The organism is Occallatibacter sp. (assembly GCF_049510455.1).
Lineage (GTDB): Bacteria > Acidobacteriota > Terriglobia > Terriglobales > Acidobacteriaceae > Telmatobacter.
On the sequence record NZ_JBEKYX010000052.1, the window covers coordinates 1 to 13,094 of the forward strand.

General features: G+C 57.5%; 14 protein-coding genes. 8 read left to right on the forward strand and 6 right to left on the reverse strand.

All coding sequences use genetic code 11. From position 1 onward, the window contains the following. Positions 1-131 precede the first annotated feature (131 nt). The gene (locus tag ABSG47_RS11080) at positions 132-500 is read right to left on the reverse strand and encodes a hypothetical protein (RefSeq protein WP_424169747.1); all 369 of its coding nucleotides are present in this window, start codon (positions 498-500) and stop codon (positions 132-134) included. Between the two features lie 530 nt (positions 501-1,030). On the opposite strand from ABSG47_RS11080, the gene ABSG47_RS11085 reads away from it, so the two are divergent. Beyond that, positions 1,031-1,645, forward strand: coding sequence for a hypothetical protein (locus tag ABSG47_RS11085; RefSeq protein ID WP_424169748.1), 615 nt, complete (start codon positions 1,031-1,033; stop codon positions 1,643-1,645). Between the two features lie 6 nt (positions 1,646-1,651). Beyond that, entirely contained in the window at positions 1,652-2,059 is a 408-nt protein-coding gene (locus tag ABSG47_RS11090; RefSeq protein WP_424169749.1) for a hypothetical protein, read from the forward strand. A gap of 244 nt (positions 2,060-2,303) precedes the next feature. On the opposite strand, the gene ABSG47_RS11095 is transcribed toward ABSG47_RS11090, so the two are convergent. Then, positions 2,304-3,599, reverse strand: a complete 1,296-nt coding sequence (locus ABSG47_RS11095) for a sensor histidine kinase (RefSeq protein WP_424169750.1) — start codon at positions 3,597-3,599, stop codon at positions 2,304-2,306. Between the two features lie 86 nt (positions 3,600-3,685). On the opposite strand from ABSG47_RS11095, the gene ribA reads away from it, so the two are divergent. Beyond that, positions 3,686-4,330, forward strand: coding sequence for a GTP cyclohydrolase II (gene ribA, locus ABSG47_RS11100; protein WP_424169751.1), 645 nt, complete (start codon positions 3,686-3,688; stop codon positions 4,328-4,330). Between the two features lie 21 nt (positions 4,331-4,351). Here the strand turns inward: ribA and ABSG47_RS11105 are convergent, their stop codons facing one another. The 3 genes from ABSG47_RS11105 to ABSG47_RS11115 form a co-directional block, all read right to left on the reverse strand. After that, positions 4,352-4,885, reverse strand: a complete 534-nt coding sequence (locus tag ABSG47_RS11105) for a hypothetical protein (RefSeq protein ID WP_424169752.1) — start codon at positions 4,883-4,885, stop codon at positions 4,352-4,354. A 119-nt stretch (positions 4,886-5,004) separates the two neighbouring features. After that, on the reverse strand, positions 5,005-5,469 hold the full coding sequence (locus ABSG47_RS11110; RefSeq protein WP_424169753.1) for a DinB family protein: 465 nt from the start codon (positions 5,467-5,469) through the stop codon (positions 5,005-5,007). 87 nt (positions 5,470-5,556) lie between these two features. Then, on the reverse strand, positions 5,557-6,300 hold the full coding sequence (locus ABSG47_RS11115; RefSeq protein WP_424169754.1) for an AAA family ATPase: 744 nt from the start codon (positions 6,298-6,300) through the stop codon (positions 5,557-5,559). A 483-nt stretch (positions 6,301-6,783) separates the two neighbouring features. On the opposite strand from ABSG47_RS11115, the gene gap reads away from it, so the two are divergent. The 4 genes from gap (at position 6,784) to tpiA (ending at position 10,695) form a co-directional block, all read left to right on the forward strand. After that, complete coding sequence (gene gap, locus ABSG47_RS11120) at positions 6,784-7,788, forward strand: type I glyceraldehyde-3-phosphate dehydrogenase (RefSeq protein WP_424169755.1); 1,005 nt, start codon at positions 6,784-6,786, stop codon at positions 7,786-7,788. Positions 7,789-7,909: 121 nt separating this feature from the next. After that, on the forward strand, positions 7,910-9,124 hold the full coding sequence (locus tag ABSG47_RS11125; protein WP_424169756.1) for a phosphoglycerate kinase: 1,215 nt from the start codon (positions 7,910-7,912) through the stop codon (positions 9,122-9,124). A 122-nt stretch (positions 9,125-9,246) separates the two neighbouring features. Beyond that, the gene (locus tag ABSG47_RS11130; protein ID WP_424169757.1) at positions 9,247-9,873 is read left to right on the forward strand and encodes a hypothetical protein; all 627 of its coding nucleotides are present in this window, start codon (positions 9,247-9,249) and stop codon (positions 9,871-9,873) included. Between the two features lie 69 nt (positions 9,874-9,942). Next, entirely contained in the window at positions 9,943-10,695 is a 753-nt protein-coding gene (gene tpiA / locus ABSG47_RS11135; RefSeq protein ID WP_424169758.1) for a triose-phosphate isomerase, read from the forward strand. Positions 10,696-10,745: 50 nt separating this feature from the next. Here the strand turns inward: tpiA and ABSG47_RS11140 are convergent, their stop codons facing one another. Then, a complete protein-coding gene (locus ABSG47_RS11140; RefSeq protein WP_424169759.1) occupies positions 10,746-11,534 on the reverse strand; it encodes a tyrosine-protein phosphatase in 789 nt (262 codons plus the stop codon). Between the two features lie 230 nt (positions 11,535-11,764). Here ABSG47_RS11140 and ABSG47_RS11145 point away from each other — a divergent pair, with 230 nt between their 5' ends. Next, on the forward strand, positions 11,765-13,087 hold the full coding sequence (locus ABSG47_RS11145) for a Gfo/Idh/MocA family protein (RefSeq protein WP_424169760.1): 1,323 nt from the start codon (positions 11,765-11,767) through the stop codon (positions 13,085-13,087). The last annotated feature ends 7 nt before the right edge of the window (positions 13,088-13,094 follow it).

Consider the following 13,094-nt stretch of genomic DNA (forward strand, 5'->3'; position numbering starts at 1 on the left):
CGGATTGGGGTGGGTGAAATGCACAGGTGGGGTGGCGAGGTGGGAACGTGGTCGGGGATTGAATGGTGGGCGTCTCGCAAAGGGTAGAATCTGAGATCACGCCACATGTGACAGTCCGCCCGGCGTTGTGATCACTGATGTAAATGATCCCAAAATGCGATGAGTGGCGAGGCGACAAAGAAATCGCCGAGAATAACGACGCCAGAGAGAATAGCCGCCCTCCACTGTTGAAGTGTTCCACTCTTCGCGCGAACGGCAATCTGAAATAAGACGGTCTGGAAAACCCATCCAATGCCCAAGGCAATGAGAAAGCCGATGACTTGGTGATAAGCCAACAACCAGCCCACAAAAAGGCCCACGATGCTGGTAAAGATGTGGCCGATGAAAGAGCACCAAAAAGCAGTGCTCAACGAGAACTGAACGCGACCAATCAATTTACTCAGCAAAAGCAGCAAAACCATGCCAACGACGATAGCGACAGCAGTGTCACGAATTAACATAGGCAATTTTAGACTACCGACGAAACTGCACAAATGGCGCCCTCTAAGGAGGGTGAGACGGCCGTCTCACAAAGGGTCCTTTGCGCCCATCGCGCCCGGGCAGTCCGATTGAAACCGGAAAGCTATAGGACCCAATCGCGTTTCGGGTCTTTCACGTATAAACGTTTTACAGTGCCGCAAGAGGTGCACAGGTCAGCAAAAAGGGTCTCTCTTTTCTCCCTTTCGGTTCCTTTGAAAAAGCCTTCCTCTTTCGCTTTGCAGAGGAGGCCGGGACGTACGTCTCCACCACCACCGGAGGCAGAAACAGTGAGACCGCTGATGAGTTGTGAGCTGCCGCAGTGTTCACATGTGTTGTTGGGCATGGACAACTATAGCCCATTAGGGTAATTCATGATCTCCCGTACAGTCCCCAAAAGGGTGAGTTTCGGAACTTTTGTAAGAAGTCAGATAACTGTGTGGTGCAAATCCGTGCTGGCTTGGCGGTGGATTCGGCATTATTCTGCTGACAAGCTACTGGAGGTTTGAACTGCATGGGGAAAGCGTCTGGGATTGCTGCTGCGAGTGTCTGCGCTGTTGCACTATTTGCTGCTGCGTCCCTGCACCGGGCAACGATTTCGACTTGGAGTCCGCAGGCGGCGGCGAGGTTTCTGGATGGGCGCGAGACTTGGTGGCAGGGGTGGGATCATGCGAATCGCGATCATGGGACGAAGTGCGTGAGCTGCCATACTCAGGCGCCGATGGCGATGGCGCGGCCTATGCTGCGCGGGGCGATGGGTGAGGCCGGAATGACAGTGGGTGAGACGGCGATGCTGGCCGATGTGACGAAGCGCGTGCAGGCGTGGGACCAGATGCTTCCCTTTTATGATGACGCGACGTATGGCAAGGGCAAGGAGATTGAGTCGCGGAATGCGGAGAGTGTGCTGAACGCGATCATTCTGACGAACTACGACATGCCGACGCGGCATATGAGCGAGCTGACGCGGACGGCTTATGACCATGCGTGGGCTCTGCAGGCCAAAAGCGGGCCGGATGCGGGGGCGTGGGTGTGGCAGAACTTTGATTACACGCCGTGGGAGTCGAAGGAGAGCGAGTATCACTGGGCGGCGGTGCTGGCGGTGACGATTGGCAAGGCTCCGGATGGTTAGAACAAGGTGGCGGCGTTGTGGGCTTATGAGTGGTTTCCTGAGGTGATGACGAAGGCGCAATGCCAGAAGCTGATTGCGGAGCTGACGGCGAAGCAGCGCAAGGACGGCGGATGGAGCATGGCGGACCTGGGGACGTGGGTGCGGCGGGATGGGACGCCGATTGAGACTCGGCCGGATGGGTATGCCACGGGGCTGACGGTGCTGGCGCTGGAGGAGACGCACTGCAACTGCAGTTGCGGGGTGATTAAGGCGCGGGGGTTGGATTGGCTGGTTTCGAATCAAAATCCTGAGACTGGAGCGTGGCCTGCCTGGTCGTTGAATAAGAATCGTGATGCTGAGAATCCGGTGAGCTTGTTTATGAGTGATGCGGCAACGGGGTATGCGGTGGCGGCGCTTGAGGGGGCGAAGCGCTAGCTTACAGCTATCAGCTATTAGCTTGATGGTGGGAGAGCGAACGGGAGTGCCGTCCCACCCTAGGCGCCAAAACAAAGGCGCGCCGAGGGTGGGGCACCCGGCTGTTGTGGTGGGAGTCGCGAAAGGCAAAGGCAAGAACAACCGCAGGTCCTTCGACTTCGACAGGATGACAAAGCATATTTATCGCTTATAGTGACAATCGTATTTATCGCTCAGGATGGCAATTGTATTTGCTTCACAGATGCTAGTCGGGCAGTGTGCCGGCGGGGATTTCTATGGCTACTAAGGTGCCGCGGCCGGGGTTGCTGACTACGGTGAAGCGCGCCTGCGGGCCGTAGAGGACTTCGAGGCGCTCCTGCACATTTTTCATGCCGATGCCTGCGCCCTTGCGACTTACGGATGTGGATGCGCCGGCGATGATGCCGACGCCGTCGTCGGCGACTTCAATCAGGATGCGATCTCCTATGAGGCGGCTGCGGATGGTGATGATGCCCCCGTGGATGCGCGGCTCGAGGCCATGCTTGATGGAGTTTTCTACGAGAGGCTGGAGAAGGATGCTGGGCACGGGGACGTGGAGCGTGCGCGGGTCGATCTCTTTTTCGACGCGGAGTTTTTCCGCGCCGAAGCGGACGACTTCGATGTCGAGATAATCGTCGGTGAATTTGAGCTCATCTGAGAGCGGGACGAAGCTGTCGTGGTCTTTGAGCAGCGCGCGGAGGATGTTGGCGAGCTTGACGGTCATCTCGCGGGCCAGCTCGGGCTTGATGCGGACGAGCGAGGCGATGGAGTTGAGTGTGTTGAAGAGGAAGTGCGGGTTGATCTGGCGTTGAAGGGCGTCGAGGCGGGCTTCAAGAAGGAGACGCTTTTGCTCTTCCAGCTTGAGCTCGATGCGGAGGGCGTTCCAGACCTTGAGCGCGATTCCTACGACCATGGGCGCGCAGAGCCAGACGAGAATCTGAAAACCCCAGATGCCGGTGTTGAGCGCGAAGAGACGCTTTGGGTATATGCGCGCGATCCACTCATGCGCGATCTCACAGAGCACGATGAGGAAGAGCATGAGGATCTGGCGATCGATGCGTGGCTGGCGGATATTGCGGCGAACCCAGCGGTAGAGGCTGAGATCGATGAAGGGGGTGAAGTCCCAGACTTCTTCTTTTTCGACGGAGAGGCCGAGGAGGCCGGCGGCGAGGCCGAGGACGGCGTTGAAGGGCAGGGTGAGGAATTCATGGTGGTAGACGGCGGGCGCGGAGAGGACGATGCCGCCGAGCATGGCCTCGACGGGGCCGAGGAGCAGGCCAAGGAGGATGACGGTTTCAAAGGAGATGTCGGCGGCGAGGAAGTTAGGGACGGTGGCGCGGATCCAGACGCCGAGGGTAAGGGGGATGAGGAAAAAGGCCATCAGCCCGATGGTTTGGCTGCGGCGGCGGCGATCTGCGAAGAGAAGCCGCTGGAAGGTACGCGAGCGGGCGAGAGCCGAGGCTACGGCCGCGGCGACGCCGAGCTTGACGAGCAGCGTGATGAGCAGGAGGGTGTTCGTCACTGGTCCTAATGTATCGCTTGTATCTGGATCGCTTGTATCTGGGAGGCGGGTGGGGACATCCAATATGCGGAACTACAATGAAAATTATGGCGTTTACGAGTGTGAAGAAGGTTGCCGAGGCGGATTTCCCTACGCGGTGGGGACATTTTCGGATTTTGGGATTTGAGGGCGTGAAGGAAAACGCCAAATGTGGCGAGAATGATTTGCCTGAGGTAGAAGGGCTGGTTGCGCTGGTGATGGGCGATATTCATTCCGCACCGCCGCTGGTGAGGATTCATTCGCAGTGCCTGACGGGGGATGTTTTTCACTCGCTGCGCTGCGATTGCCGGCTACAACTGGAGCTGGCGCTGAGCAAGATTGTGGATGCGGGCACGGGGATTCTGCTGTATGAGCAGCAGGAGGGTCGTGGAATTGGGCTGATGGCCAAGCTGAAGGCGTACGAGCTGCAGGACCAGGGTCTGGATACGGTTGAGGCCAATGAGCAACTGGGGTTTGAGGCTGATTGCCGGGCGTATGAGCTTCCGGGCGCGGTGCTGAAGCTGCTGAATGTGGATAAGGTTCGGCTGATTACGAACAATCCTGACAAGGTTGCGGCGCTGGAGTCTGCGGGGATTGCGGTGGTGGAGCGGGTTTCGGCTGAGGTTGCGCCGGAGGAGACGTTCGAGCGCTACCTGAAGACGAAGCGGGAAAAAATGGGGCACATTGTGGATGTGCTGGTGAGCGACGAATAGTTTGCTGGCCGCTTGTGCGAGCTACTTCTTTGGAACAAGCAGTGAAAGCGGCGGTAGGGCGATGCCGATCAGGAATGGAATCGTGAGGGCCCAGCTTAGCCACTTCTTCTCCGGATGGTTGACCCAGTAGCAGAGCAGCGCGGAGAGCAACAGCGCCTGCGGCACAACTTCCAGATAGCTGACGAACTGCCTGGCTGCGGGACTCGTGGTGTAGATGAATCCTTCAAGCGAGCCTCCGGGCGCGGCGAAGGTGCCAAGGATTCCGATTCCGATAAGAATCCAGCTCATGAGCAGCCAGCCATTTCTGCGATGGAAGAGAAGCGAACGCAGCGGACAAAAGACTGAGGCGAAGAGCACGCCGCGCACGACCTGCAATGCGGGTCCGAAGAGCACCCATGCGCTGGTGGCGGGCTTCATGCCTGAGTCGGCCTTGCTGATTGAGTCGGCGTAATGGAGGAAATTGAAGGCGAGCGCGCCCATGATGAAGTACGTGAGGGCGTGGCAGACAGCGGTCTTTGCGGCGAGAGACAGAAAGCCTGGCTGGCGATCTTGCATGAGATTCCCCTTTGGTGGAAGCCAGCGAGGGGGCGAACGGATGCTGGATTATCAGCTGATACGAGGGTTGCGCGCGGATGGTTCCGTGCTTTGGGGCTGATTGTTGCGGATATTTACTGCTACTGCAGGGCTTTGAGTACCTTGGCGGTGGTGACGACCTGGCCGACGTGGCGCTGGGTGTGGTCGGCGACGTGGATGAGCGCTCCGCCTATGCTGGTGGGAAGCTGCTTGCGGCCTACGCCGCGGAAGGTGTTGAAATCGGCGGTGGCGAGGGTGCGAATGCGGTCAGCGGCGTTCGCGAAGGAGACTTCGACTTCGGCGATGAGGGCGGCCAGGGTTTCGGACTCGTCGCTTCCCTGCTCGGATTTCAATTGCGCGAATTGTTCCGGCGTGAGCTGATTGCCTTCGGCGTAGGTGAGGATGCGATCCACCGAGCGGGCGATGTGACGCATGTGGAAGGCTACGGATGGAAGGCCGAGCGGCTTTGTGTGGACCTCGGTGTCGCTGAGGCCTGCGGTCCATTTGGTGATGTCGTCCAAGGCGAGATCGAGTGCGTGCAGGACGGCGCGGCCTACAGCCGGCACTTCAGAGTAACTACCGCTAAGCCAAGGTTCGACGTAGGGCGCAGGTGTTGTGGGCGTGCTTACGAAAACCTCCCTTGAGGCGATAGCTTAGACTGCGTTTTTGACGCGGACTACAGTGATTTTGGCGAAGCCTTCTTCGAATGCGGGTGGTTTTAGCTTGTCGGCCATTTTTTGCATGGCGTCGTCGCTAACGGAGCGGTCGCGCTGGCGGTTGCGTTCGAGGCAGACATCGAAGGGAACGTCGAAGAAGACGGCCTGCACTTCATAGCCGAAGCTTTTGGCCATCTTGATCCACTGACGGCGCTCGTGGATGGAAAGGTTGGTGGCGTCAACGTAGTTCCACGGCATTTTTGCGATGAGGCGGGCGCGCAGCATGGAACGGAGCGTGGAAAAGACGAGGCCCTGGAAGCGCTGCTCTTCTACATCGTCAAAAAGAATGTTACGGAGCAGGTCACTCGACAGAGGCGTGACGCCGCGGCGGTTAAACCACGTGGTCTTTCCGGAGCCAGGCAGGCCGATGGCGAGCACGACATAGCCTTTGGGTGCCTGCGAGGACGAGGTCAGAGGCTCGGGCGAGGCCAGCGGTGTAATTTCGGGCTGCGTTTCGACTTCGAGCCGGCCGGGAGCGGGAGATCCCCAATCCTGTGGCGGGCGAGATTGGCTGGGTTGGCTGTGGCGCTGCGATGGGGCAGGAGCGGCGGAGCGCGGAGCATCCGCGGCTTCATCCGGGTAATGGGGCACGAGCGGTGCCAGTTGATTGGAAGGTACTTCCTGGCCGATCTTGCCGGTGGATTCGGAGAGGTTGGGTGCGCGTCTGGTACGTCTTCTCATGCGGGTTTCAATCCCTATTTCGAGCAGAATCAGAGAGGATGTGTTCCTGCTGCTGAATCTTTATCAAGGGTCGCCGCTCCCTGTTGGTTTCATCCCTTCGAGCTAAATCGCTCGCTGGGGACCGCCGGGGTAGGGTCGACTCGAACGTGGTGACTATTGGAATACAGCATCATGGATTCCGCTGCAATACCTTTGGAGATACCATAACTGCCTTGGGCGCTGCAAATTGCGAGTGGTACGCACGGCCCCACACTCAGGTGGGCTGTGTCTGGGCAAGGATTTAAGTTGCATGAATTTGCGGCTGTGCCGTGCGCCGCGTTTGGGACGAGAATGCCCCGGATGGTAGCATCAAGGGTTTGGTGGAATTGCCTGCTGGATGCACATTCAGCCGATCTGTAATTGGGCTGAAATCGAACTGGGCTCGCCGAACAAAGCTGCTTCATCCATTCCGTTCTTAACGCGCTACCCGAGGAGATATTGCACATGGCAGTGAAGGTTGGCATTAACGGCTTTGGCCGTATTGGCCGCAACGTTTTGCGCGCCGCGCTTGGTAACCCCGAGATTGAATTCGTCGCCGTCAACGATTTGACCAGCCCGGCGACGCTGGCTCACCTGTTGAAATACGACTCCATCCTGGGCAACCTGCCGCACGAAATTACCGCCGGCGAGGACTTTATCACGGTGGACGGTAAGAAGATCAAGGTGTTTTCCGAGAGAGATCCCGCGAAGCTGCCCTGGGCTGAGACCGGTGCGCAGATTGTGGTGGAATCGACCGGCTTCTTTACCGATGCAGTGAAGGCCAAGGCGCACCTGGGCGAAACGGTGAAGAAGGTCATCATTTCCGCACCGGCTTCCAACGAAGACATTACCGTGGTGCTGGGCGTGAACCATGATAAATATGATCCGACGAAGCACAATGTGATTTCGAATGCGAGCTGCACGACGAACTGCCTGGCGCCTGTGGTGAAGGTCATTCTTGAGACCACGGGGCTTGTTTCCGGCATCATGACGACGATTCACAGCTATACGAACGATCAGGTCATTCTGGACACTCCGCACAAGGACCTGCGCCGCGCACGCGCCGCAGCGCTCTCGCAGATTCCGACCTCGACAGGCGCCGCAAAGGCGCTGAAGCTGGTGATTCCTGAGACTTCCGGCAAGCTGGACGGCTTTGCGATCCGCGTTCCAACTCCGAATGTTTCGCTCGTCGATCTCACCTATATTGCCGAGAAGCCGACGGACGCTAAATCGCTGAACGCCGCCTTCAAGGCCGCGAGTGAAGGCGCTCTCAAGGGCATTCTGGGCTATGAAGAGCATGAGCTTGTGAGCTCGGACTTCAAGGGCAATAAGCTGTCCTCGATTGTGGACGCGCCGCTGACCAAGGTTGTGGGCCAGAGCGTGAAGGTGCTGAGCTGGTATGACAATGAGTGGGGTTATTCGAACCGCGTTGTTGATCTGATCGGCTTTTTGACCAGCAAGGGGCTGTAAAGACAGGGATCAGTGGTCAGAGATCAGGGATCCGCAATGCTACATCCCTGGCGTGATCACTGATCCTTTTTTCTGATCTCTGATCTCTAAACCCTGACATCTGATCTCTGAGGTTTCTGCCATGTCCAAGCTCTCGATTCGCGATCTTGATTTGAAGAATAAGCATGTGTTTATCCGCGTGGATTTTAATGTGCCGCTCACTGAGGACGGCTCCGCGATTACGGATGACACGCGCATTGTGGCCACGCTGCCGACGATTGCTTATGCACTGCGGCATCATGCGAAGGTCATTCTGGCTTCGCACCTGGGCCGACCCAAGGGCAAGCCGAACCCGAAGTACTCTCTGCGCCCGGTGGTGGACCGGCTGCGCGAGCTGCTGGATGAGGCGCTTGATTACGGCGTGAATGTGGCGTTTGCGCCGGACTGCGTGGGCGAGATTGCTGGGGAGCTGGCGCGGCAGCTTGAGTCGGGCCAGGTGCTGCTGCTTGAAAATCTTCGCTATCACGCGGAAGAAGAGGCGAATGATCCTGAGTTCTCAAAGCAGCTTGCGGCGCTGGCTGAGGTGTATGTGAATGACGCCTTTGGTTCGGCGCATCGCGCGCATGCTTCGACGGAAGGGATTACGCACTTCCTGAAGCCCGCGGTTGCTGGGTTGCTGATGGAGAAAGAAATCACGTACCTGGGCAAGGCTCTGGAGTCGCCGGAGAAGCCGTTTGTGGCGATCATTGGCGGATCGAAGATCTCAGGCAAGATCGACGTGATTAACAACCTGCTCGACAAGGTGGACACGCTGGTGATTGTGGGCGGCATGGCTTACACCTTTCAGCGCGCGCTGGGTGTTACGACTGGCGACTCGCTTGTGGAAGAGGACAAGATTGGCGTGGCTAAGGAAGCGCTGGAGAAGGCCAAGGTAAAGGGCGTGAAGCTGTTGCTGCCGGTGGATAACATTCTGGCTGACAGCTTTTCTCCGGATGCGAAGACGCAGGAGTGGGATACGAGCAAGAATTTTCCGGCTGGATGGCAGGGATTGGACGTGGGACCGAAGTCGATTGCCGAGATTGAGACTGTTGTGGATACGGCGAAGACGATTGTTTGGAATGGGCCGGCGGGCGTCTTTGAGTTTCCGCAATTTGCGGTGGGAACGAATGCGATTGCCTATGCTGTGGCTGCGAACAGCGATGCGACTTCGATTATTGGCGGCGGCGACTCCGTGAGCGCGATTAACCAGGCGGGTGTGGCGGATAAGATCACGCATATTTCGACTGGCGGCGGTGCGAGCCTGGAGTTTCTGGAAGGCAAGGAGCTGCCGGGGGTGGAAGCGCTGACGGACAAGTAGCTGAAGCACAACGCAGACCCCGCGTTCGGAGATTTGCCGGCGCGGGGTTTTCTTATTCAGGCTCAGCATCTGCTCAGCGATGGCGGTAAGATGCTCCCGAGCGACAAGGCAGGAGAAGGCAAATGGATTACCACACGCGGGTCTTATCGAAAGATGAAGAATTCCCCTCGCTGGAGGAGCTGACACAGCAGCTTGGTGAACACCATCCCACTTACAAGCTGACGGTGGAAGATGGAGTTGAGGAAGAGTGGGAGAGTCTTTTGCTCTCGGGGAGCGATGGCTCTGAGGTAGCGCTGATCGAACGGAATCCGGTCTTTGATGGCTCTGTGGGACAGGATGAGATTGCCGATTTTCTCGAAGATATTGAGGATGCCAAACCCGAAAGCGGTGCTGAGTGGCTCAGGGACTACCTGGCCTCGGTCAAAACGATTTACTCATTCCAACACCTGCAAGCTGCGGATACGGAGGAAGGCGGCAATGCGCTCCATGCACTGCGTGCTGCCATCTGGGAGCGTGGGGACGCGATTATTCAGGCCGATCTTGAGGGCTTTACGAATGAGGAGGGATACCACATTCTGTGGCAGTTTTCCGATTCCGTCTCCGGGCCGTGGAACATGGGTGTTCTTCAGGACGAGACCTGGTATCACTTCAGAATGGATCTGGGCGATCCCGCGCACCGCGCTGCTTTTTTGAGCGGAGAAATGCCGTCGGATTTGTCTGTGATTCGGCCAGCTGGGCCGCGGGATTGAATCCCTTACTGCTTCACTTGATGCAGCAAATCCATCGCCTAAAATCGAATCTGAGGAACTCTGAAAAACATGCCACGGAAAGCACTGATCGCTGCGAATTGGAAGATGTTTAAGATGCCAACTGAGGCCAAGGCGTTTGTCGAGGCCTTTTTGCCGCTTGTTGCCGGTCATGACCGCGATGAGATTGCGCTGTTCCCTTCTCCGGTGCTGTTACCCGGCGTGATCGAAGCTTTGAAGGGATCGAATGTGGCCGTTGGCGCGCAGAATATTCATTTTGCGGAAGAGGGCGCGTACACCGGCGAGACCTCAGCGCTACAGCTCAAGGCTGTTGGCGGTACGCATACGCTGATTGGGCACTCCGAGCGGCGGCAGTATTTTGGCGAGACGGACGAGATTGTAAACAAGAAGCTGCATACGGCGCTGAAGCACGGGATTGTGCCCGTGGTGTGCGTTGGCGAAGTGCTGGAAGAACGCGAGGCGGGCAAAACGGCTGACGTACTGAAGACGCAGTTGGCTGGCGCATTTGCGGGGATCACGACGGAGGCTGCGGCACCTGTTGTGATTGCATACGAGCCGGTGTGGGCTATTGGCACAGGCAAGACAGCAACACCGGAGATGGCGGCGGAGGCTCATGCCATGATTCGCGCAGAGGTGGGCACGCTGCTGGGCGCGGAGATTGCGGCGAATATGCGGATTCTGTATGGCGGGAGTGTGAAGCCGGAGAACGCGACTGCGCTGATTGGACAGGAAGAGATTGACGGCGCGCTGGTGGGAGGCGCAAGTCTGAAGGCGGATTCGTTTGCGGCGATTGTGAAGTATTGATTTGTGTGGAGGTTTGACCGGCGGCAGGAGCAGATTCTCCTGCCGCCGCTCTATTTTCCGAAGAGCCTGCTGAAGAATCCTCGCTTTGTTGACTTGTATGTGTCGTAGACGCCTGCGGGCTCAGGCTGCTCAGCCAGCGTCTCGCCGAAATAGACAGCACGCGGATTTTCCATGCAGAGCCGATCGGCTGTCTGCTGCCCGTATTGCGACTGTAGCGCCTGATGTGCCCTAGACATGGAGGGTGAGCGCCGTTCGGCACTGTGGGCATCGCTGGCGATGATGTGAACCCAGTTCTTCTTTAGAAACTCATGAGACATTGCCTGTGCGCGCTGGCCAAAACGGCCCAGAAGCGAAGCCCCGGTAATCTGCACCAGACAGCCGAGACGAATCCACTCGGCGATGCGATGCGGATCTTTCTGCAGGGTAGGATTGCGCTCCGGATGCGTGATGATGGGCGTGATGCCCGAGGCCGTCATCTCGTAAAAAGTTGCGGCCATATTCGCTGCGATGCCGAAATCCGGAAATTCCACCAGAAGATACTGGTTGCCGTTGATGGTAAAGCGCGAGCGATCCTTGTAGAGGTTATCGATGTTGTCGTAGGAGAGATGAAAGTCACAGCCGAGACCGAGCGTGATGCGTCCGCCCAGGCGCTGGTTGAGCATTTCCATTCTCTCGCGGTTCAGATCGAGATTGAATTTGTATTTGTCGTTGGAGTGAGGAGTGCAGACGATGTGCGTTACGCCTTCCGCAATGGATGCCTCTGCGAGTGCCATGGAGTCTTCAATTGTTTTGGGGCCGTCGTCAATGTCAAACAAAAGATGGTAATGAATATCAAACACGTCAGAACTACTTTCCGGTCAGAATTTACTGCCAGCCGGCGAGGCCGGATACCGATTATGGGCCCTTAAAAGCATCAGATCGTAGCATTGCCCCCAGGAACTTTACAACATGAAAAAGATTGAGCCCTACGGCAAGGTTCGGCAGCTGGCAGGATTATGATAGCTTCCGGTGCTACTTCAGGTCGCTTGATGCTCCAAAACTGGAATTACAACAACATAGGAGGACCATTTTGGTTACCCGGCGTGAATTTCTCGATACCCTTGCAACAGGTGCAGCAGGACTTGCCGTCAGCTCGACGGCCCGGAGCTACAGTCAGATTCTTGGAGCGAACGACCGGTTAAATTTTGCAGTCATAGGACTAAACGGACGAGCCGGCGCACATCTTTCTTCGCTGAAGGCGAATAAAGACGCCGCCCGTATTGCGTATGTCTGCGATGTGGACACGAATACCCTGGCGAAATTTGCCGCGGATGCGACGCGAGAGATGGGCGAGGCACCGAAGACGGAGCGCGATTTCCGCAACATACTTGCGCTTAAGGAAGTGGACGCCATCACAATTGCCGTACCGGACCATTGGCACGCGCCGATGGCGATTCTGGGCCTGAAGGCCGGCAAGAATGTGTATGTGGAAAAGCCTTGCGGCCATAATCCCGCCGAGGGCGTGCTGCTGGTGGCGGCACAGAAGAAATACGGCAAGGTGGCGCAAATGGGCAATCAGCAGCGCTCATCGCCGCACACGATTGAGATTGTGGAGAAGATTCACAACGGCCTGATTGGAAAGACGTACCTTGCGCGTGCCTGGTATGTAAATGTCCGCAAATCGATCGGCGTAGGCAAGGAAGCGCCCGTCCCGGCACAGCTTGATTGGGATCTGTGGCAGGGACCGGCGCCTCGCCAGGCATACCGCGACAACGTGCAGCCGTATAACTGGCACTGGTTCAGGACGTGGGGGACGGGCGAAACTCTGAACAACGGCACGCACGAGGTGGACGTGTGCCGCTGGGCGCTGGACGTAGATCTTCCGGAGAGCATCAGCGCATCGGGAGGGCGGTACCACTTCAAAGACGACTGGCAGTTCTACGACACGCTTGTGACGAGCTTCAACTATCCCGGCAAGATGATTACCTGGGAGGGTGCCTGTTGTAACGGAATGAGGATTTACGGCCGCGACCGTGGGTCCGTAATTATGGGAACCACGGGCAGTGTAATTGTGGACCGCGATGGTTACGAGGTCTATGACCTGAAGGGCAAGAAGACCGGTGAGTTCCATGCAGCGAAGGACCAGACCTCGTCCACGGATACGGTGGGGCGTGACTCCATGACGGATGCGCACTTTGCCAACTTTATTGCTGCAATTCGCAAAGGAGAAAAGCTGCATTCGCCTGTGGCTGAAGGCAATGTTGCGGTGACGATGCTGCAGCTTTCGAATGTGGCGTGGGAGCTGAACCGCGTGCTGGAGCTGGATCCGGTAGACGGCAAGGTGCGCCACGATGCAGAGGCGATGAAGAGCTGGAGCCGCGCCTACGAGCCCGGCTGGGAGCCGCGTATCTGAAACGTAG